We start from the raw sequence: 21,793 nt of genomic DNA on the forward strand, positions 1-21,793 counted from the left end.
AATTGGTTTTAATACTACTAAAAAGGGAATATAGATATAGGATAATGAAGAGGTGATTAAATTGCATATCTTACTTACAGGGGCAACTGGTTTTATAGGTGATCATTTAGTACATGAATTAGAAAAATCCAATCATGAAATCTATATTTTAACTAGGCAAAAACTCAAAAACCGAGCAAATGTTCATTATATCGAATGGCTAACTTCAGATAAATTACCTAACTTGGAAGATTTGCCAATAGATATTTGTATTAATCTTGCTGGGGCTGGGTTAATGGATGGAAAATGGACAAATGATCGAAAAAAAGTGATTGTAAATAGCCGCATCGAAGCTACTTCTGCACTTTTATCGATTGTTAAAAAAATGAAAACAAAGCCTAAACTTTGGATTAATGCAAGTGCGATTGGAGCATATAACACTTCCAAATCGACCATTTATTTAGACACAGAAAAAAATCCTTATGCACCACATTTTCTTGGGAAAACAGTTTATGAATGGGAAAAGACTGCCAGTGCCGCAAGTGACTTAGGTATTCGTGTGGTATATGCTCGATTTGGACTCGTGCTTGGAACAGATGGCGGCTCGTTCCCAATTTTCGAAAAAATGTTCCAAACTTTTATAGGTGGTAAATTAGGTAGTGGTCGCCAGTGGTATTCCTGGATTCATGTCAATGATGTTGTTGCAGCAATGTTGTTTATTTTCGACCATGAACAAATAAGTGGTGTTGTCAACTTCACAGCACCTCATCCAGTGCAAGAAAAGAAATTTGCTGAACGACTTGGTAAAAAATTGCTTAAACCTTATAACACCCCTATTCCTAAAAGGATTATCAAGCTTGTTCTTGGTGAACGCGCAGTAACGATTCTTGACAGTCAACGAGCTTATCCAGAAAAATTAATGAGCAATCATTTTGAATTTCAGTTTGAAACCTTACAAGAAGCAATAGATGACTTAGTTGAATAGAAAAAGCAGATTCTGATCTATTCAGAATCTGCTTTTTGTCTTTCTTCATCTAGTGGAATATCTAGTACAATTTGGTTATTTGAAAGTGGGCGTTTTTTTCCAACGAGAAGCATTAGTTGAAGCATTGTAAACGCGATAGAGCTTCGTTTTCTAAAGGCAACAAATTTTTGTTCCCACTCAGTGACATATTTGGACTTGAAATTCCGTAATCCTTTGAAACCATAAAATCCTTGGCTATAGCGGTATACTAATCCTGCCAAACGTTCTCCTAAGAAAGCAAATTTACTTTCTCCAACATTGGCAAGTGGAGCCATCCCGGCATTGAATGTTTGGAAACCATCTTCTTTTGCTTTTTCGAATAAGTTTATGAACAAAAAGTCCATAATTCCAGATGGAGCTTCTTTTGAGTAGCGCATTAAGTCAATAGATGTCATTTCTTTGGTGTAAGACGGCATCATTGAAGCAAAACCTACGACCGTACCTTCTCCATTTTTAGCGATAGCAATATCTGCTTGTTCTAAATAATATGTGTCAAAGAATCCAAGCGAGAATCCTTTTTCTTCTCTACCATCAAGCCATTCATCCGAAATTGCTCGTAAAGTTTTCCATGTCTCACTATTAAATGGTGGTTGAATCACTTCAAAAGTATAGCCTTCTCGCTCTAGTTTATTCATTAGTGCACGCTCACCTTTTTTCTTTTTACCACTCATTGTAAAGTTTTGAACGTCTACAAAGCCTTCTTCCCCTAGCTTGATAAAATCAAAACCGTGATCATGTAGATACGGAATCATAGCGCTGCGAACTTCATAGAAAACTGGACGATAACCGAATTTATCCGCCTTTGTCATCACTTCTTCAATCGCTTCTTCCATTTTATCTATATTGCCTGTTGGTTCTCCCATGATGACCATTTTGTCTGCAATAATTCGATAAGCGAAGAGCACTTCCCCGTCTGCTGCCCAAAATAGTAATTTATCACGTAAAAACATCGTGTGACTGACTTCGTTTCCTCCCCATTTATCTAAATGCTCTCGAACTCTTAACGCTTCAAATGGAGATCCTAGTTTTTCTTTTGTCGTGGAGAGATAAATATAAATAATAACTAAACTGACAACTGCGATGAAAACACCAATGAAGCCGACAAGCCATAGGTGTTCTGAAGCAATTTGTAAATAGTCTGGAATTTTTTTGGAATGTTTAATATTAGGTGAATTATAAATACCGATGATAATATAACCTGCTAGACAGACAATGAATATAATACTGTCGATAATAATTTTACTCCAAGTATAGACAAGCTTTTCACGATAAAATTCATTTCTTGCTAAGAATAAACAAAGTAAGACGATTCCTAAAAATACGGCTTGCTTGAAAGAAAAAACACGTGCTAATGTATTGAAAATCGCACAGCCCAGCACTATAAATGTTATAATATACGCTTTTTGTGTCTTACATTCAATTCCACGAGCAAGACCAAGAAGTAAGAATCCAAAGGCAACTATTGTAATTTGTGATGTAAACAAAAAGTTAAACGGCATAATCTTATAGAGTAGTGGCACATGGTATACCGCATTTGGAATCGCGGACGATAAGATTAATAATAAACCCGAGCAATACACAAAAATGACTAAAAATCGGTGCGCTACTTTTTGCAAAAATAGCAGTGGTAATCCTTCTAAAAAATCATTGACACGTTTGCCAGCTTTTTGTACAAAGAATAATAATCCAACGACAAATGGAATAATATAGTAGAAAATACGATAAAATAACATCCAGGCAAGCGCTAATTCTTGAGAGATACCTAATTGACTTAAACCAAGAATCATTACCACATCGAATGTTCCGACCCCGCCTGGCACCATGGATGCAATTCCGATTACAGAAGCAATAACAAAAAGTGGAAATACTTTAAAAATGTCAATCGGTTCACCTAGCATGACACCAATAATAGCAAAACAACCAAATGCAAATCCCCACTCTAGTAAAGATGCTACAATTAGCGTTAGTTCTCTTTTAAGTGGTAAATCAACAAATAATGACTTACTCTTCCATTTTGTAATAATGAACAAAATCGGGAAATATAAGCCCCCTGCAAGAAGCCATGGCCAGTATTTAATAAAGTGATCGGCGAAACCTGGTATTAATAAAGTGGTAAGTGAAACTAAACAATAAATCGATAACCCTGAAACAAGGAATAAAGCGATTTTGGAGATTGCGAGTAAAATTTCTTTATGAGAAGCATTTTTTCCGTAAAAACTAGCTCTTAAACTCGCTCCCAGTACACCACCAAATCCGCCGATGTTTGTAAAAGTATTCGTAATCCATCCAGAAGCTACAACATGACTTGGGGAAAATTTTCCAGGTAACAGTTTAACAATGACATAGTCGTATAAAAGCATTGGTGTCACTGCTATTAGTCCAATGATAAACATAAGAAATATTTGTTCAGGGCTTTGGGATGTTAAGTTTGCTTTTAAAGATGGATAGTCAATATCCCTAGCAATACTAATAATTTCGAATACAACAAAAGCCATGACAAATGTGATAAAGACAATTTTTACTATCGTACTATTTTTTTGAAACCAACCATAAGCTTGCATTAATTTTTCTTTCATCGTTAATTCTCCTTACTTCATCCATTCATCTTCTTTTCTTTATTCTTTTCCTGACCGGCGGAATCATATAAGCTAGTAACACGCCGAATAATCCACTTAATGTATTTAATATGATATCGTCTACATCTGTTGAACGATCTGGTGGTAGAGACATACTTTCAAAGCCAGTAATCATCGTTGTTTGAACAAATTGAAGTAGTTCAATTCCACATGAAGTAAGAAAGACAACAAGTAGCGCCTTCCATCCAGAGTCAGTAATCTTGAAGTAAAGCAAAAAGAATGATAAGGGAGATAATAGTAATATATTCCCGATAATTTGAATAATTGTTGGCATCGTTGGTAATGTTTGTCTAAATGTATTTTCAATCGTTGTAAATGGAATCAAATTAATCATTTCTTTTTGGATGTGAAAATCCCCTGTGTAAGTACTATTTACAAAGTCACCAATCGAAATATAGGCAACGAGATGTAATAAAATAAAAATATATAAAATAAAAACACAAAACCAGATAAAATCTAACCAATTTTTCAGTTTTGCCATTTTGGTTAAAATGATTGTCGCAATAAAAAGTAAGCAACTATTTGCTATTGTATTCATTAAATCTGCATTATTTCCAAATTGTAAGGCAAGTGATACTCCATATAAAAGATAGAGTGCTGGCAATAACAATACAAAAAAACGGCATTTTTGGACTTGCATGTTTGTATTCCAACGCCTTCCGTTTCAAGATAAATTCAAACTCTCTAAATAACCCACTAGTAACAGTTTAGCAGATATAAAAATGAAAAGAAAGGTTCTTAATTCTTACATTTTTGCAAGCTTCTGTAAGATATTCGTGTTCTCATTTTACCTTTCCAAGAAAAAGTGCTACAATTTCTTAATGATATTTGTGGAGGAGACTAGGATGAAGGAATTATTTGGATTACTAAAAGAAGGCAACAAATCAGCTTTAACAGCCGCTCTCGTCAATACAATTGTTTCGATTATAAAAGGAGTTACTTACTTTTTTACCGGAAATATTGCGATGTTTGCTGAGACATTACATAGTCTTGGTGATGCAGCAAATCAGTTTTTTGTTTTTATCGGTTCGGCTTTAAGCAAAAAAAGACCGACAAAACGTTTCCCACATGGTTTTGGTCGAATAGTTAATTTAGTATTGCTAGGCGCTGTTATTGTTGTTGGAATTATGGCTTTCGAGACTATCCGAGAAGGTTTTGCGCATATAATCCATCCTACTAGTTCGACTGGTTTCCTTATTAACTTAATTGTTCTTTTGCTTTGTACGACACTTGAGTTTTCTGTCCTGGTAAAAGCAATGCGCGAAATTGCACATGACGTAGGTTTAGAGTCAAAAGGATTGGCGTTGTTTAAAGATAGCATTCTCAACCTAAGTAAAGCCAAAGCTGCGACAAAACTGGTATTTTTGGAAGATTCGGTTGCAACTGGCGGTGGACTATTAGCGATGATTGCTGTGATTATTTCACACTATACACCTTATCATCAAGCAGAAGGTATTGCCTCGATGTTAATTGGTATAATGATGTTTATCGTGGTTGGAAAAGTCTTCTTGGACAATGCTGCTGGAGTTATTGGTGAGTCAGACAAAAGTATGCACCTAACAGTCGGTCAGCTAGTAATGAGCGACCCTGATGTTCGTGACATTCAAGTGTTAACTGTCTTAAAAGAAGGCGATGTATTTCATGTCGATGTCGAAATTGAGCTGGATCCAATGCTTACACTTGCTGAAGTTGATGATATTAAAGATCGACTAGAAGAAAATATTAGTAAACTTCGTGGTGTAGCAGATGTTCTCATTTCGTTTGATGAAGATGATGCAATCCGAAACTGGGAATACGGTGACGGTCGTTAGTTAACAAATAAGAGCCAAGTGTTGCCTTCAGGCGTTCACTTGGCTCTTTTATTAATTAGTTACATCCCCTGGATTAATTATCGCGAGCACTTGATGGTCTTCCCATGTCCCATTTATCCGAACATTTTTGACAGCCAAGCCTTCTAAATGAAATCCTGCATGTAAAAGCACCTGCTTAGAACGTTCATTTTTTGGCATTACCCCTGCTTCAATACGATGAAGGCCAAGAATATCAAAGCCAAAATCAACCATTAACTTTACTGCTTCTGTCGCATAGCCATTTCCATTATGTTCCTTATCTAGAAAATAACCAATAAACGCAGATTGTAAAGATTCACGCAAAATACTAAACAAATTAATGGTCCCAATTAAGTCCTCAGTATCTTTTAGAAATATTCCATAATAATATTCGACGTCACTTGCAGCAAAATCTTCTAATCGTAAAATAAGTGCCTGTTGCTCTTCCAGTGTATAAAAACACTCATCTCGTTCTGTAGAATAACCCGCAAAAAATGATTTGTTTTTCAAATGAAATGCTAACTTTTGATTCACATCTGATAATTGAAATGGTTTCAGATAAACTCGTTCCCCTGTAATTTGCATCCTAATCCCTCCAGCATTTTTCTAAATTATAAGATTGTTTTTAGGCAATTGCAAGCACAGCTCTCGTTTATTTTCTAAGCAATACCCATTTTATTAAAAAATAAACCTTCTAATACAAATATAAGTGTGTTATTATGTTGTTGTTAGTTATTTTTACATTATTTTTATAAAAAAATGGAGGTTTTTTAAATGAATATCAATGCTGAAACAGAAGACGCTACTCTCCTACTTGATGGTTTGCTTCAAAACGTGGCAATTATTCGTTTTGATATAAATAAAAAAGTGATTTATGCAAATAACTTGTTTGCTGAAGCAATGGGTTATACAGCAGACGAAATGCTACAATTATCGCATCCTGATTTATGTTTTCCAGAATTTGTTCAAAGTCCTAGTTACAAACAAATGTGGACGAACCTACTTGCTGGTGAAAAATTTCAGAATAAAATTGAACGTAAAAATGCGCGTGGAGAACGTGTTTGGTTTGAAGCTACTTATATTCCAATTTTTCGTGATGAAACGGTTATAGGTGTAGCAAAAATCGCCACTGATATTACACGAAGAGAAGAAACAGTCCATGATTTTGCGGCAGGATTAAAAGGAATGGCAACCAATTTAAAAGAACATTCCAGTGTTGGGAAAACGCGTAGTGAATCTCTCCTTGAACTCGTGAAATCTATCACGAAAGAATCCAATGAAAATACCGATACTTTGCATGATTTACAAACAGAAGCGCAAAATATTCACGGAATTATTCATACAATTAATGGTATTGCCTCGCAAACGAACTTGCTTGCTCTTAATGCAGCGATTGAAGCTGCGCGTGCTGGGGACGCTGGACGCGGATTTAGCGTGGTTGCCGAAGAAGTTCGCAAATTATCTAGCCGTGTGGAAGAAGCAATTAAAGAAGTAGAAAAAAGTGTTAACGGCATTACACAAGAAATTAAAACTATTTCAAATGGAACCGAACGTGTTGAAGCAAAAGTGGAGGAAAGCCAAGAAGTACTTATTTTATCTTTAGAGGACTTCAGCCAAATCGAGTCTGCTTCCACTGCCTTGGATCAAAATGCTGGTGCTTTTACAAAAATGATTTAAATAAACCTTTATAAAGGAGCGAAGAAATCTTGAAACTCATTGGAAAACATCCTTCTGGCCGCGCCATTATTATTCGTTATGACAACCAAGAATACTACTACGAAACCGCCAATAATTTTGGAAGCGCCACATCATTAACTCGAGCAAAAACAGAAGCGAGAGCCGAAAGTTTTACATCAAATGAAATGGATCGAGGCTTGCATATCGGAAACTGGCATTGGAAAGAACTTGGTTGAACAAAACAGCCATCTATTCATTTAGGTGGCTGTTTTGTTTAGACATTCAAACTAAATTCCAATTGCGCTTTAAACGCAGTCGCTAAATCAAAGGCAGTGACAAATTGGAAATCACTCACATTGTAGTTTACGGTAAACACATTATCACGATGGCGAACCATGATAGAAGAACGAACTTTATCGCCAATCGCATCATCTGCTTGGGTTTCACTATAGAAAACCCAGTGAGTTGCTGTAATCGGATTTTCGGTTTCGATAGCAAGATCGGCCTGAATTAATTGTTTCAATTCTTCAGTTAAAGTTAAATCAAAATCATTCTTTATATAGCCATACCAAATCGTCCGGAAGTATCTTTCTTCAAAGCCATTTGTTTCATCAAATAATTTTTTCATGGTAGTCTCCTCCTGATTTATAAAAATTATTTCTTGGATTTATACTGGTACAACCTTTCCTGCAATGTTCCTGCGTGTAGCTCAAATAAGTGGTTGTCAAAATCATAAAAGTAAATCGACTGCCCTTCTCCAGCAACTCGAGTGCGAGCGGGTCTTACTTCTGCACCAACAGCTTCTATTCTGCGGAGATATTCCTCTATTTCATCGTCTTGAACTTCGAAAGCGATATGATTATACGTTCGTTCTTGCAAAGAGTCACCCTCCATAATACATACCCATGATCCCGCAATCATAAAGAATTTCTCTTTGGAAAGGGAAAAAGTTGCTTCTCCACTTGCATAAATCTCTTCGGCATCAAAAATATTCTTTAAAAAGGTGGTAGTTCTTTCTAAATCTTGCACGACTAAAGTGATATGGCTTAATCCTGAAACCAAAAAAGCACCTCATTCTCTTAGTTATTTTTGAGTTCTAAAAGCACCACCGTTTCCACATGTGCTGTTTGTGGGAACATATCGACGGGTTGCATGTAACGCACGCGATATTTTTTTGCAAGCAGAGCCAAGTCACGTGCGAGTGTTGACGGGTTACAAGAAACATAGACGAGTTGTTTTGCTTCTGCTTGTAGTAATGACCCAATCAAGCCTTGATCACAGCCACTTCTTGGTGGATCGACAATTACGGCGTCTGGTTTGAAGCCTTCTTTCATCCATTTTGGAAAAACATCTTCTGCCTTTCCAACTTCATAGTATACATTTTCTAAACCATTTTTTTCGGCGTTTCGTTTAGCGTCTTCAATTGATTCTGGAATAGTGTCCATGCCGCGAACTTCTTTTACTTTTGATGCAAATGCTTGACCAATCGTTCCAACACCACAGTAAGCATCGACTAAAGTTTCACTGCCAGTAAGTACGAGTGCTTTTTCTACTTCTTGATAAAGTCGTTCGGTCTGGAATGGATTTAATTGGAAAAAGGCACGGGCAGATAAATCGAATTCCAGTTCCATTAGTTTTTCATGAATGCTTTCTTTTCCTGCTAACAGGAATGTTTCTTCGCCAAAAATGATAGAAGATTTAGCTTGGTTAACATTTTGCATAATCGAGGTTACTTCTGGTAAAGCTGCTTCGATTTCTGCGAGCATTTCACGTTTTTTTGGTAGTTTTTTACTGTTTGTAATGAAAACAAGCTGCGTTTCTCCAGTTTTGACACCGGTTCGAACAACAAGCGTCCGGACAATTCCACTGCCTGCTTTTTCGTCGTAAATCGGAACGCCATATTTTTCGAGCAAATCACGGACAAAATTAGTAACTTTAATTGTCATAGGTTGTTGAACGATACAATCTTCAATTGGTACTAATTGGTGCGAATTCACTCCAAATAAACCTGTCTCTACTTGGCCACTACCAACTAAACGTGTTTGAAACTGACTTTTATTACGGTAACGCCAAGGGTCTTCCATGCCGATAGTAGCACGGATATTTAATTTTTGCGGATCAATTTTCGTATGTTTTTCGATTGATTGAATTACTATATCTCGTTTTAATTCAAGTTGAGCGCTATAGGCCACATGTTGGAGCTGGCATCCGCCACATGCCTCGTATACTGGGCATGGTGCGGTAACTCGGTTAGGAGATTTTTTGCGAATTTTATTAATTTTTGCTTCGGTAAAGCGGTCCCGAACTTTGACTGCTTCTACCACTACCTCTTCGCCGGTAATTGCGCCAGGCACAAATACGACCGCTTTTTTAAAGTAGCCGATTCCTTCCCCGTTGATTCCCATGCGTCTAATCGTTAGTGGGAATTTTTGTCCTTCTTCTACTGGATTTTGATTCATTATTTTCCCCCATCATTCCAAGTCTTCATTAATACTAACAAAAAAACAGCAACTTGTCAGTAGTTTATGGCATGATTTCAAGACTTTCATCGACAATGATGCTATTTTCCACAGAACGAATCATCGAACAGTATTTTGGCGTTAGTTTTAGTGCTTTTTCTAGTATTTTTGGGTCTAGTTCATGACCGGTTATTTTGAAGTGAAGATGTATGGCGTGAATTCGATTCTCTTCTTCTGGGATTCGTTCCATCGTTGCGTCTATCCATAAGTCAGTAAAGTCCATCCGTTTTTTTCGTAAAATTTTTCGGAAAACAATGGCACTACAACTGGCAATCGACATTAACATAAGATCTGCTGGTGAATAATCGGTCGTGTTTTCATCAATTAAAAACTTCCCTGTGTCAAATCCATTTTCGGTATAAACTAGTTTTAATGGTTTTGTCATCTTTATCCCTCATTTCTTCTCTTTTATCGTACAAAAAATCTCCTTATTAAGCAAATTAGTAGTATAATGAATGAATAGTCGGCCAAAGAAGGAGGCTACTCTCATGACGGAAGGAGTAGGAAAAAACGTGATTGTTTTAGCAGGAATGATTGGTGCTGGTAAAAGTAGTTATACAGAACTAATCGCGCGTGAGCTTGATACAAAGGCATTTTATGAAAGCATCCAAGATAACCGGATTTTGGAAATGTTTTATGCTGATCCAAAAAGATGGGCCTTTGCCTTGCAAATTTATTTTTTAAATACGCGTTTTCGTAGTATCAAAGCTGCGTTAACCGATCAAAATAATGTGCTGGATCGAAGCATTTATGAAGATGCGCTTTTCACACAAATAAATTATGAAGAAGGTAATATTTCTGAGCCAGAGATGGATACTTACCTTGATTTACTAGATAATATGATGGAAGAGCTTACTTTTATGCCAAAGAAAGCGCCTGATTTACTGATTTATTTGCGCGGGAGTTTAGATACCGTTTTAAAACGAATTTCGTTGCGCGGACGTCCTTACGAGCAAATTCAAGATAATCCCGGGTTGCTGGATTATTATAAACATCTTCATAACCGCTATGACAGCTGGTTCGAATCTTATGATAAAAGTGATACGCTTGTCATCAATATTGACGAAATCGACATTAATGATTCGAAAGACGCCAAATATGTGATGCAGTTAATCCATGATAAATTAAAACGCTAAAACAGACTTATACTGTTTTAGCGTTTTAATTTATTTCCCCTAGTTGCTTTTTCTTTTTCCTAATTGCGAGGGTTGCATTGAGCTCTCCACCCACCATAAGAATAATTCCCGTTAAATAAAACCATAACATCAAGATAATAATTACTCCGATGCTACCATATGTTGCGGAGTAATTAGCGAAATTATTGACATAGAAAGCAAATCCGGCTGATGCACTGGTCCAACCCACTGTTGAAAATATCGCACCTGGAAGTACACTTATTAATGTACTGCGCCGATTTGGAGCCACCCAATATAAAAAAGTAAATACGACAAAAATAACAATCAATGTAACCGTCCACCGAAGATTATTCCAAAAGCCCAGAAAATCTTCTGAGAAATTCAAATGGTTAGTTAAAAATAAGCCAATTTGTTGTCCAAAAACAATTAAGAGCAACGTTACTCCAACAGTTGCGAGCATGGCAATCGTAAAAAGCATTGATAATAAGCGCTGCATCACATAGTTGCGTTTATTCGTTACACCATAGGCTTTATTGAGCGATTTCATAACGGCATTCATACCATTAGATGCTGACCATAAAGTCGCAATGATCCCGATAGATAACAATCCTCCATTTTTCTGGGTTAAAAGCGTGTTTAAATTTTCTTCTAAAAAGTCTAAAATCTGTTCTGGAGCAAACTCTTTTAGCATATTAAAAACAGAATCTTTATCAATATGCATGTAAGCAAGTAGTGTTGCTGCAATTAACATCATCGGAAATATCGAAAACAACATATAATAGGCTAATTGTGCTGCGTTTCCAGATACATCATTTCGGCCGATTCTCCCGCTTACCGTTTGGCCAACTTGAAAAACACTACTATGCTTTACATATTTTAATGCTTTTTTCCACACGTATACTGCCCCTTTCCTAGTCATTCGTCTGGAAGTTTTCCAACTAATATGGTAAAATTTTGTCTATTAGTTTGAAAGGAGCAAACAGATGAATCTTGAAACCCCTTCACAGGAAAACTTGAATTTTATGTTAACCGAAATCACGACTAAATTAAAAATGGTAAATGTTGGCGTTTTTGAAAATATCCCACTTGACTCCGTTGATTATAACGCACTTACTGAGATTTATCAGCTAATTAAACGTAAATCCAATTTTAGCCCGCGTGAAATGCAATTATTTGCAGAAGAACTTCGCCGGATTAGAAAATAAAAACAAATTGCAGCCACTTTATCAGTGGTTTTTTGTTTGAAAATAATTGGTTCCAAAATCAATTAAATCACACATATCATAAATTTTGGTTGGTGCACCTGCAACCGTTGTCGGATGGAAATTCATTTCTTTTTCATAGGCTCGACCTAGCGCGATAAAGGCTTCACTATCATAGTCAATTTCTTGATACTTTTTCCAGATAATAGCACTATTCTCTAGGAAAGCGGCTTGATTTTCCACCAGCGGGAAAACGTTCGAACGTTCTTCTGCCAAATGTAGTGATGTATTGTTATTGTTCTCGACACCAAACAAAATAATTTTTGCCGAGAGTTGATATAACTTTCCTAGAGGCGAATCATCTCCTAAGCTCTCTGCAAGTGGTTGGTTATGTACTATCCATCTTTTATCTTTACCCCAAGCACAAAAAGAATGGTACGGATGAAAACTCCGTGACACATCAGGCATCGATCGAAAAGTTTCTGCAATAACTCCCATGCCTCTAGTTGGTGTTACGAATGGATCAAATGGTGGTGTTTCCGCGCGGATAATTTTCCACCAGCTTTCTGGAACTGGCGGGTTTTCCCACTTAGCTGGATCAGTTAATTGCCCTGTTTGTGCTGGCATTACAATATTACCGTTTTCACCGACCGCTTCTTGAAGTGCCAAAATAACCGCCACTGCCCCGCCACAAATCCAATGTGCTTTTGACATGGAAGCATGAAAAATAATCGTATCGCCTTTTGCTATCCCAGCACGTTCCATGTCTGACACAATTTTTTTCGTTGTATATGGTTTTTTTGTCCGCCAAATGGCCATTTTTTCTCCCATGAACTTTCACCACCTAAAAAATAAAACCAGATGCATAGAATAAAACGATCTAAGTAACCTCGGTTCAGGCGAATTTACTCGAATTTTATTCTAAATACATCTGGCCCCAATCATGTTAATTAATCATTTTCACCTTGATATGTTAAAATTTCTGGGCCGTCCTGTGTAATTGCAAGTGTGTGTTCATATTGAGCAGAAAGAGAACCATCCACTGTTCTCGCCGTCCAGCCATTGTCGTCCATTTTCGCTTTCCATGCGCCCATGTTGACCATTGGTTCGATAGTAATAACCATACCTTCTTTCAAACGTGGTCCTTTTCCAGCAGCACCAAAATGAGGTACATCTGGTTTTTCATGTAACGTTGGTCCAACCCCATGACCAATAAATTCGCGAACAACGGCAAGATTTTCCGTTTCGACATACGTTTGAATCGCATGACCAATATCGCCAATTCTTGAGCCGACTTTTGCTTGCTCAATTCCTAAGTAAAGTGCTTTATGCGTTACATCCATTAAATGCTTTACATCATCTGGAATTTCGCCAACTGCATAAGTCCAAGCAGAATCAGCAAGGGCCCCGCGATAGTTAACAACCATATCTACCGTGACAATGTCTCCTTCATTTAGTTTTTGTTTGCGGGGGAAACCATGACAAATTTCGTCATTGATACTGGCACAAATCGCATACTCATATCCTTCAAAACCTTTTTGCTCAGGAGTCGCTCCGTTTTTACGTAAATATTCTTCGGTAAAAACTTCTAAATCCCAAGTAGTAATACCAGGTTTGATGATTTTTTTAATTTCTTTATGTGTGTTTGCTAAAATTTTTCCTGCTTCTTTCATTTCATCTATTTCGCGTCTCGATTTAAGTGTAATCATTTCGTTATTTCCCTCCTAAAATTTCCACTATCTCCTATTATATCCCGAAAACCCTTAGAAATAAAGTAATCTGGAAAAAAGGTTGCAGTTTTTCTGAAGACATTTATAATAGAATGTATCAGTTAAAAAATGGTGAACTGGTTTGTGCCATTTTAAACAATAAAATTTTTAGAAAATGGTGATGCAAAATGACAAAAGTAATGATCGTTTATGCCAGTATGACTGGTAACACACAAGAAATTGCCGATATTCTAGGAGAAGAATTAGAAAAATACGATATTGAAGTCGAAATTGAAGAATGTATCTCCGTTGATCCAGAAGATTTACTGGAATATGATGGTGCATTAATCGGTGGCTATACTTACGATGATGGCCAACTTCCAGATGAATTTGTTGATTTTTATGAGGATATGGCTGATGTTGATTTTAGCGGTAAAGTTTGCGCTTCATTCGGTTCAGGCGATACTTTTTATGATGAATATTGTTTAACCGTTGATTTAGTTGAAACTCGTCTCAAAGAACAAGGTGCTACCGTTCCAGTTGCTGGTTTAAAAGTAGATCTTGACCCTGACGAAGAAGATGTTGTTCGCGCAGAAAGCTACGCAAAAACATTTGTTGACGCATTAAAAGGATAAATTCCAGACAAGCATTCCTCGGAGTGCTTGTTTTTATTTAGGAAAAATTAAATTTAACAAAAAGCACCGTACAATGGTTGCTTTACCACATTAATTGAGATACAATTCTCGTATTGAATAAAAAAATTGGAGTGATTAATTATGACCGTATTTAGTGAAAAATTAGAAAAGTATGCAGAATTGATTGTAAAAGTTGGTGTAAATGTACAACCTGAACAGAAAGTGGTAATTATGGCTCCAGTTGATGCTGCCCCACTTGTAAGACTTATTTCAAAGTATGCCTTTGAAGTTGGTGCAGAAGACGTTATTATGGATTGGCGCGATGAAGTATTAGGCGCTTTACGTTATAAAAATGCTCCAATGCGTGTTTTTGAAAGCGCACCGCTTCACCGTGTTGCTGAAAAAACAGAACTTGCTAAAGAAGGTGCTTGTTTTATTTCGATCACTTCTGATGACCCTGATATCCTTAACGGGGTTGATAGCAACAAAATCTCCACATTCCAAAAAACAATGGGCGCAGCGATGAGTGAGTTTCGTGAGTTAATGCAAGCCAATGTAGTAAGCTGGACGGTTGTTGCAGCCGCTTCACAAGGCTGGGCAGCAAAAGTTTTCCCAGATTTAACTCCAGAAGAACAAATAGCAACACTTTGGGAAGCGATTTTTGAAACAACGAGAATCAATACCGAGAATCCCGTAGAAACTTGGAAAAACCACGACAGAACCCTAGCTGCAAAAGCAGACAGTTTAAATGAAAAACAATTTACTTCGTTACATTATACAGCTCCTGGAACAGACCTTACTATTGGTCTTCCAAAAAACCATCTTTGGGTTGGCGCTGGTAGTAAGAATAAAAAAGGACATGAATTTATGGCCAATATGCCGACAGAAGAAGTATTCTGTTGCGCGGATAAACTAAAAGTGGAAGGCTATGTTTCTAGCACAAAACCACTTAGTTATGCAGGAAATATTATCGATGACTTCAAAATCACTTTCGAAAAAGGTCGTATTGTGGGAGTAGAAGCGGCATCTGGCGAAGAAATTTTAAAAGATTTAATCGCTACAGATGAAGGTTCCCATTATTTAGGAGAAGTGGCATTAGTACCAGACCCTTCCCCTATCTCCCAATCTGGCATTTTGTTCTACAACACCCTGTTTGATGAAAATGCATCGAACCATTTAGCAATTGGTAGTGCGTATGCATTTAATGTAAAAGGTGGCGAAGAAATGTCTCGTGAAGAATTAGAAGCAGCTGGTGTTAACAATAGTTTAACTCATGTGGACTTCATGATTGGTTCTTCCAAAATGGACATCGATGGTGTAACCGAATCTGGTGAAGTTGTTCCTGTTTTCCGTAATGGTGACTGGGCGTTCTAATCCCTTTTTTAAAGCTTATTCCGTTCGCGTAAAACCCTTGTAGCATTTTGCTTTCAAGGGTTTTCGTTTGTTAATTTTTATGATAGAAAGTGTGGTGCATATAGATGAAGTTTAAAACATGGGATATCAATTTGAAAGTAAGGCTTTTTGGGGAAGCACTACTCGATATTTCCTTTTGGATGGTCTTCCCCTTCTTAACAATTTACTTTTCGGAAAGCATTGGGCGCGAACTCACCAGTATTTTGCTCATTATATCGCAAGTTTTGGCGGTTTTCACTGCGCTTCTTGGTGGATACTTTGCGGATAACTTTGGTAGAAAACGAATGATGAGTATTTCTGTTATTGGTGAAGGATTTGGCTTTCTTGTATTTGCGATTGGAGCACTTCATATAGTCGATTCGCCTTACTTAAGTTTTGCTGGATTTACAATTGCGAGTGTCTTTATGGCGTTTTATCAACCAGCTAGCCAAGCAATGATTGCCGATGTCGTTCCACCAGAACATCGGACACATATTTATTCTGTTTTTTATATGATGGTGAATATCGCTGTCGTTATTGGTCCTATTCTTGGTTCTGTTTTATTTTATAATTTTACAACACAAACACTACTCGCTATTGTTTGCGCTGATTTATTGCTTCTATTTTTATTACAAAAATTCGGCCATGAAACCGCGCCACTGGTTATTAATCCTATGCTTAAGAAAGATGCTATTCGAAAAAGCATTGGCACGGTATTAATCGAACAATTGAAAAACTATCAAGTTATTTTTAAAGATAAAATTTTCTTCTTGTACATTGTTGCTGGAATTATAATTTCCCAGTCTTTTATGCAACTGGATTTACTCTTCCCGCTTTACATTAAAGAAGTGATTGGTGCTTCTGACCTTTTCTCATTCCATTTCACTGGTGAGCAACTGTTTGGTGTTATCGTCTCCATCAACGGATTTTTCGTTGCTGCACTAACGGTCGTTGTTACTCGTTGGATGAGTCATTTTAGAGAAAAGTTTGTCTTTATGAATTCTTCGTTCCTTTACGCAATTGCGATTTTCCTGTTTGGGATTTCGACTGGCCCATGGGGAGCGATTTGTGCGATTGTTCTCTTTAGCTTTGCGGAATTAATGACAGTTGGTTTACAACAAAATTTTGTCTCGCAACTCGCTCCAGAAGATAAACGAGCAATGTATTTCTCGGCGGCAGGGCTACGTTATACGCTTGGTAAAGTTATTGCACCACTGGCCATTACACTTGCGGCTTTAATTGGTTATACCTCCACTTTTGTTATTATTGGTATTTTGGCATTAATTAGTGGGTTCATTTATTTTTATATGTATGCAGAATTCGAAAAACAGCGACAAGCATAGCGAAAAAGCGATTATCTTTTATAGGTAATCGCTTTTTATTTGATTACTTTTTTTACGTTTTATTTACGAAACCCTTTGAAAATAGCTATTAAACAGTGTTTAAATTACCTTTTTATGTCATATTTGTTTAAACTAGGCATATTAGAGGAAAAAGGACTATACTGGTACTTGTACACCTAGAATATGCTTGTTATTTTTATATAGAAAGTTAGGTGTAGGAATGTTTGGAACAACAACTATTGGAATTGATTTAGGTACTGCGAATATTTTAGTCTACAGTAAAGACAAAGGTATTATTTTGAATGAACCATCTGTCGTCGCGCTTAATACGAATGACGGTACGGTTCTAGCAATTGGTCATGAAGCAAAAGAAATGATTGGAAAAACCCCCACATCGATTTCCGCTGTAAGACCAATGAAAGATGGCGTTATTGCTGATTTTGAATTAACTAGTGGCTTGCTTCAAGAAATTATGCGGAGAATTTCGACTAGTGGTATTAAAAAACCCAATGTCGTTGTTTGTACACCGACTGGCGCTACTTCGGTCGAACGTCGGGCTATTTCTGATGCGGTTCGCTCTACAGGCGCACGATCGGTTGTCTTAATTGAAGAGCCTGTAGCCGCAGCAATTGGAGCTGATTTACCAGTAGCAGAACCAGTTGCAAATGTGATTGTCGATATCGGCGGTGGCACAAGTGAAGTAGCGATTATTTCTTATGGTGGGGTTGTTTCTAGTACATCCATCCGTACTGGTGGAGACCATATGGACGAAGAAATTATCCAGTACATCCGTAAGAACTACAATCTTTTAATTGGTCAAACCACTGCCGAGCGCATCAAAATGGAACTTGGTTATGCGCCAATTGAGCATCTGACAAAAACAGCAGAAATTCGTGGTCGTGATTTACTCACTGGTCTACCACAAACAGTAGAAATAAGTTCTGTTGAAATTCAAAACGCCCTTTCGGAAACATTGCTCCGCGTTCTCGAAGCAATACGAAATACACTCGAAATGTGCCCACCAGAATTAAGTGGTGATATTGTCGATCGTGGAATTATTTTAAGTGGTGGCGGTTCCTTGTTACAAGGCTTCCGTGACTGGCTAGTTGAAGAAATTGATGTTCCTGTACATATGGCTCCGAACCCGCTTGAATCAGTAGCAATCGGGACCGGAAAATCTCTTGTCTTCGCAGATAAATTAGCTAAAAATTAAACAAAAAATAAGCAGTCGGTTCCAGATAAAATGTGGCACCAACTGCTTATTTATCTTGCTCAAAACGTTTATTTCTGGTAAAATTACATCTGTTATGTGCATGGAAATTTGATCCAAGTCCCCTTAGTAAAACGGATATTACGAATCCCTCCTAAGGATTAAGTGCAGGTTCGATTCCTGCAGGGGACATAATATACATTTGTAGAAAGCTATTTAAAATCTTGTTACCACAAAACGTGCCACAAACAGAGTTGGCATTTCAAAGAGCCTTAAGTTTTACATCTTTTAACCCACACTGCTTTTCTCTATCCTCAAATCAAACTTCTTTATTTCTCCATCTATGACTAATCCAGCAAGTAGCTTTTTTAACGCATCTGCTAAAATAATAGAATGTTCTAAAATATCGTCACCTCTCGTTAAGATTATGCAAACAAACATTCTTTTTATTAAGGATAATTAGGACTAAATATATTTAAAAAAGCCCTCGCGATTAAGCGAGAGCCAAAGTATCCACTAATATATGTTTACCTCCATATATTGCTTTTGAAAATTCATTCTATGCATATATTTTTTAGGATATTATTTTTTACTCCAATTAAATTCTTCTAATTCCATTAAATTATTCATTAACTTTCTTGCAGTTGCTCCACTAATTTTATTAACTCTAATAGATAGAACTTCTAATTGTGATAAATTAGTAAGTTCACTAACATTTTCATCGGTTAAATCATTATTGTCTAAATACAATTCTGTTAAATGAACGGAATTTTCTAAAGGACGGATGTTACTTATGTGATTATCCGATAAAAAGAGTCTTTTTAAGTTGTATAAATGTTGTAGTCCCTCAATGGAATGAATATCTTTACTATCAGCGTGGATTTCATGTATTTTATTTAGCTCAACTTGAGAGACCACATCTGTTATATATTTCTTTCTTAAGCTTTTTTTCACTATTTCTGCTAAATTAACATCTGGAAAAATTTGATTAATTGGTTTAGAATTTTCAATTTCTGGTGCCTTTTGTTGTAATGGCTGTGTCATTACCCCATGAAACATTGTCGTGCTTTTCCCAATTTTTACTTCTTTATTAAATGAGCAAGATACTGTTTTAATGTATGCAGGTAAATTCCATATAAGTTTACCGTCTGTGTATGTCCCATCATTGCTAATATAGCTTGGTGCAATCAGTTTTCCATCCATGTCTTTAAAAGTATTTGGAATAACTAATTTAGACTGATAATCTACAGGTTCATTGACACATTGCTGCATTGATACAAGCAGTCTCTCCATATTCTTTAATTTTTCTAATCCGCGTATATCTCGTAATTTGTTTCCTCTCAAATCCAATTCTTTTAAATTTGTCAAACTAGGGAGTATCTGGACATTACTTAACTTATTATGTTCTAAAGATAAAGTTTCTAAGTTGGTTAAATTTTCTAACGGACTAATATCTGTTAGCTCATTATCACCCAGAAACAAGTGCGCTAGTGGATTAGTTTTTGCAATTTTCTTAATACCACTTATGTCAGCTAATTTGTTCCTTTCCAGATATAATACAATCAATTTTTTTAAACTTGCTAAAGGGCTAATATCCGTTATTTGGTTGCCTGACAAATACAACACTTCTACATTAGTCAAGTATTGTAGTCCTTCCACTGATTGGATCCCACTATCGTCAGCATTGACTTGGCGTAAACTATCTAGTTCCGGTTGCGTGACAACATCTGTTACACTTGCTTTTCTTAAATTTTTTTTCATCTCATACGCTAAATTTGAATCAGGGAATAGTTGATTTAGAGGCATAGGATTTGGAATATTTGCGGCATGTACCTTCATTCCAGAACCTGTATTAATGCACAAACCTATAATTAATAATAGCATTGCTACTCCTACATATTGTAACCAATTTTGTTTTTTCAATATTTTCCACTCCTAAAAATAAATTTATAGATAACAAAGAAAACTTTTATATATAGTATTTAGCATATTTCTTTGTGTATATTTATATTAATAAAAAAAGGAAGCAGTTAAATTATCGAATGTTAAAATTTAACAAAAAATCAGTAATTTTTTTTAAGTATTTAAGAATAATTATTATAATATTAGGGAAAAACTCCGCAAAATCGAGGGCATTTATTCTATAAATAAGTATTTTTATTCTTGCTCTTTTTGTTTGCTATTTTCTATTCTAAGTCACTTCCCATAGCAATACTAAATATACTTGAAGTATTTTTTGCACAAAAAAGCCCTCGCTATTAAACGAGAGCAAAAATTATACAGAGTGCATTTCCCTCCATACATCTAACTCTTATGCATAAGTTTATTAATCGTACATATTTTTGTATTTCTATAATTACTAGCTTTTACTCCAATAAAATCTTTTAGAAGAACCGATATTATTTAAATGGTAACTACATGAATAGAGACTTCTTAAGTTGCATAAACATGGCAGTCCCACTTTAGCATCGTGAAATTCATTTGCTTTATCTAGTTCATTTTGGGGCTAACATCTTTACCCTTCTATTTTCTTAAGAGCTTTTTAAGTGCTTCTGCTACCCTTGACTCTGGTACAGCTTGATTAATAGAGACTTTTTCATTAGCTGATGTCGCTAATTCCAATGGCTGTATTACTACACCACTAAATAGAACGTAGTCTTTCCCAATGTTTAGAATATCCTTAAATCTATAGCTTACTTCCGTTGTATATGTCGGCAACTCCCATATAACATCCGTATTTATATATTCTCCATTATCGCTAATAAAATTTGGTGTAACTGACTTTCCGCTCATGTTTTTAATAGTATTTGGAATAACCACTTTTGGTTTGTATACAACAGGATTATTGGTGCAGGTTTGTTCTTCTGCATCTACAGACTCTAAATTCTTCAGCCCTTCTAATGCCCATAAATCTCTTAATTGATTGTTACTCACATACAAACATCTTAATTTGGTCAAGTTAACTAAAGAATCGATGTCTTTTAGCTTATTATGATTTAAAGATATTACCTCGAGTTGACTCAAAGAAGCAAGCGCGCTAATATCACTTATATGATTATAAGGTAGCAGTAACTCTTTTAAATTAGAAAAATGTTGTAGCCCTTCTATAGACTTAATGTTGCAAGCACCACCAATTAATTCTTGTACTCCATCTAGTTCTCCTTGTGAAACAACATCTGTAACACTTTGCTTTCCTAAAGCTTGCTTCACCACTTTTGCTAGACCCGGATCTGGAAAAATTTGGTCAATAGGCATTGGATGTGGGATGTTTGCAGCCTGTACCTTTGATTCTAAACTCGTGTTAACACACATGAGAATCGCTGTTATTAACATTACTCCTATTATATTTTTCAACCACTCTTTTTTATTCAATAATTACACTCCTCTTACATAAAATTAGAAACATTAAAAAGGATTTTCATATGAATAGTTTTTTATCAACTAATCATTTTCATACCTTTTTAACATATTCCAATTATGTATTTTAGCTCAAATAAGAAGC

The 21,793-nt window shown here is 36.2% G+C and carries 22 protein-coding genes and 1 tRNA gene; 11 read left to right on the top strand and 12 right to left on the bottom strand.

Annotation, left to right across the window (positions count from 1 at the left end; genetic code table 11):
* The first annotated feature begins 61 nt into the window (after positions 1–61).
* Positions 62–964, top strand: coding sequence for a TIGR01777 family oxidoreductase (locus CKV67_RS08700; RefSeq protein ID WP_014093054.1), 903 nt, complete (start codon positions 62–64; stop codon positions 962–964).
* A 17-nt stretch (positions 965–981) separates the two neighbouring features.
* On the opposite strand, the gene mprF is transcribed toward CKV67_RS08700, so the two are convergent.
* The gene (gene mprF / locus CKV67_RS08705) at positions 982–3,579 is read right to left on the bottom strand and encodes a bifunctional lysylphosphatidylglycerol flippase/synthetase MprF (RefSeq protein ID WP_014093055.1); all 2,598 of its coding nucleotides are present in this window, start codon (positions 3,577–3,579) and stop codon (positions 982–984) included.
* A gap of 25 nt (positions 3,580–3,604) precedes the next feature.
* Positions 3,605–4,279, bottom strand: a complete 675-nt coding sequence (locus tag CKV67_RS08710) for a VanZ family protein (RefSeq protein WP_014093056.1) — start codon at positions 4,277–4,279, stop codon at positions 3,605–3,607.
* Positions 4,280–4,484: 205 nt separating this feature from the next.
* Here CKV67_RS08710 and CKV67_RS08715 point away from each other — a divergent pair, with 205 nt between their 5' ends.
* Positions 4,485–5,450: a cation diffusion facilitator family transporter gene (locus CKV67_RS08715; RefSeq protein WP_014093057.1), complete on the top strand. Its 966-nt coding sequence runs from the start codon at positions 4,485–4,487 to the stop codon at positions 5,448–5,450.
* A 51-nt stretch (positions 5,451–5,501) separates the two neighbouring features.
* Here CKV67_RS08715 and CKV67_RS08720 read toward each other — a convergent pair whose 3' ends face one another.
* A complete protein-coding gene (locus CKV67_RS08720; RefSeq protein ID WP_014093058.1) occupies positions 5,502–6,053 on the bottom strand; it encodes a GNAT family N-acetyltransferase in 552 nt (183 codons plus the stop codon).
* 189 nt (positions 6,054–6,242) lie between these two features.
* Between CKV67_RS08720 and CKV67_RS15065 the strand changes: the two genes are divergently transcribed.
* Both CKV67_RS15065 and CKV67_RS08730 read left to right on the top strand, forming a co-directional pair.
* On the top strand, positions 6,243–7,145 hold the full coding sequence (locus CKV67_RS15065; RefSeq protein ID WP_014093059.1) for a methyl-accepting chemotaxis protein: 903 nt from the start codon (positions 6,243–6,245) through the stop codon (positions 7,143–7,145).
* A gap of 29 nt (positions 7,146–7,174) precedes the next feature.
* Positions 7,175–7,381 carry a hypothetical protein gene (locus tag CKV67_RS08730; RefSeq protein WP_014093060.1) on the top strand — a complete coding sequence of 69 codons (207 nt, stop codon included), beginning with the start codon at positions 7,175–7,177 and terminating at the stop codon, positions 7,379–7,381.
* Positions 7,382–7,419: 38 nt separating this feature from the next.
* On the opposite strand, the gene CKV67_RS08735 is transcribed toward CKV67_RS08730, so the two are convergent.
* The 4 genes from CKV67_RS08735 to CKV67_RS08750 form a co-directional block, all read right to left on the bottom strand.
* Complete coding sequence (locus CKV67_RS08735) at positions 7,420–7,773, bottom strand: hypothetical protein (protein ID WP_014093061.1); 354 nt, start codon at positions 7,771–7,773, stop codon at positions 7,420–7,422.
* Between the two features lie 26 nt (positions 7,774–7,799).
* Positions 7,800–8,207: a FosX/FosE/FosI family fosfomycin resistance hydrolase gene (fosX, locus tag CKV67_RS08740; RefSeq protein WP_025279986.1), complete on the bottom strand. Its 408-nt coding sequence runs from the start codon at positions 8,205–8,207 to the stop codon at positions 7,800–7,802.
* A 17-nt stretch (positions 8,208–8,224) separates the two neighbouring features.
* Positions 8,225–9,604 (bottom strand): 23S rRNA (uracil(1939)-C(5))-methyltransferase RlmD, encoded by a 1,380-nt coding sequence (rlmD, locus tag CKV67_RS08745; protein ID WP_014093063.1) that lies wholly within the window; start codon positions 9,602–9,604, stop codon positions 8,225–8,227.
* Positions 9,605–9,668: 64 nt separating this feature from the next.
* Positions 9,669–10,049 carry an OsmC family protein gene (locus CKV67_RS08750; protein ID WP_025279987.1) on the bottom strand — a complete coding sequence of 127 codons (381 nt, stop codon included), beginning with the start codon at positions 10,047–10,049 and terminating at the stop codon, positions 9,669–9,671.
* Between the two features lie 103 nt (positions 10,050–10,152).
* Between CKV67_RS08750 and CKV67_RS08755 the strand changes: the two genes are divergently transcribed.
* Positions 10,153–10,800, top strand: coding sequence for a deoxynucleoside kinase (locus tag CKV67_RS08755; protein ID WP_014093065.1), 648 nt, complete (start codon positions 10,153–10,155; stop codon positions 10,798–10,800).
* Between the two features lie 25 nt (positions 10,801–10,825).
* On the opposite strand, the gene CKV67_RS08760 is transcribed toward CKV67_RS08755, so the two are convergent.
* Complete coding sequence (locus CKV67_RS08760) at positions 10,826–11,695, bottom strand: YihY/virulence factor BrkB family protein (protein WP_014093066.1); 870 nt, start codon at positions 11,693–11,695, stop codon at positions 10,826–10,828.
* Between the two features lie 88 nt (positions 11,696–11,783).
* On the opposite strand from CKV67_RS08760, the gene CKV67_RS08765 reads away from it, so the two are divergent.
* Complete coding sequence (locus tag CKV67_RS08765) at positions 11,784–12,005, top strand: DUF1128 domain-containing protein (RefSeq protein WP_014093067.1); 222 nt, start codon at positions 11,784–11,786, stop codon at positions 12,003–12,005.
* A gap of 21 nt (positions 12,006–12,026) precedes the next feature.
* Here CKV67_RS08765 and CKV67_RS08770 read toward each other — a convergent pair whose 3' ends face one another.
* Positions 12,027–12,833, bottom strand: a complete 807-nt coding sequence (locus CKV67_RS08770) for an AAC(3) family N-acetyltransferase (RefSeq protein WP_014093068.1) — start codon at positions 12,831–12,833, stop codon at positions 12,027–12,029.
* A gap of 119 nt (positions 12,834–12,952) precedes the next feature.
* Positions 12,953–13,711, bottom strand: coding sequence for a type I methionyl aminopeptidase (gene map, locus CKV67_RS08775; RefSeq protein WP_014093069.1), 759 nt, complete (start codon positions 13,709–13,711; stop codon positions 12,953–12,955).
* 188 nt (positions 13,712–13,899) lie between these two features.
* Between map and CKV67_RS08780 the strand changes: the two genes are divergently transcribed.
* From CKV67_RS08780 to CKV67_RS08800, 5 genes are all read left to right on the top strand, one after another.
* Positions 13,900–14,346, top strand: a complete 447-nt coding sequence (locus CKV67_RS08780; RefSeq protein WP_014093070.1) for a flavodoxin — start codon at positions 13,900–13,902, stop codon at positions 14,344–14,346.
* 141 nt (positions 14,347–14,487) lie between these two features.
* Positions 14,488–15,720 (top strand): aminopeptidase, encoded by a 1,233-nt coding sequence (locus CKV67_RS08785; protein ID WP_014093071.1) that lies wholly within the window; start codon positions 14,488–14,490, stop codon positions 15,718–15,720.
* A gap of 104 nt (positions 15,721–15,824) precedes the next feature.
* The gene (locus CKV67_RS08790) at positions 15,825–17,081 is read left to right on the top strand and encodes an MDR family MFS transporter (protein ID WP_014093072.1); all 1,257 of its coding nucleotides are present in this window, start codon (positions 15,825–15,827) and stop codon (positions 17,079–17,081) included.
* A 220-nt stretch (positions 17,082–17,301) separates the two neighbouring features.
* On the top strand, positions 17,302–18,294 hold the full coding sequence (gene mreBH, locus CKV67_RS08795; RefSeq protein WP_014093073.1) for a rod-share determining protein MreBH: 993 nt from the start codon (positions 17,302–17,304) through the stop codon (positions 18,292–18,294).
* Positions 18,295–18,411: 117 nt separating this feature from the next.
* Positions 18,412–18,483: transfer RNA gene (locus tag CKV67_RS08800), tRNA-Arg, on the top strand.
* Positions 18,484–18,873: 390 nt separating this feature from the next.
* On the opposite strand, the gene CKV67_RS08805 is transcribed toward CKV67_RS08800, so the two are convergent.
* Both CKV67_RS08805 and CKV67_RS08810 read right to left on the bottom strand, forming a co-directional pair.
* Entirely contained in the window at positions 18,874–20,214 is a 1,341-nt protein-coding gene (locus CKV67_RS08805) for a leucine-rich repeat domain-containing protein (RefSeq protein ID WP_014093074.1), read from the bottom strand.
* 600 nt (positions 20,215–20,814) lie between these two features.
* Positions 20,815–21,663, bottom strand: a complete 849-nt coding sequence (locus CKV67_RS08810) for an internalin N-terminal domain-containing protein (RefSeq protein ID WP_014093075.1) — start codon at positions 21,661–21,663, stop codon at positions 20,815–20,817.
* Between the last annotated feature and the right edge of the window lie 130 nt (positions 21,664–21,793).

The organism is Listeria ivanovii subsp. ivanovii, assembly GCF_900187025.1.
Classification (GTDB): domain Bacteria; phylum Bacillota; class Bacilli; order Lactobacillales; family Listeriaceae; genus Listeria; species Listeria ivanovii.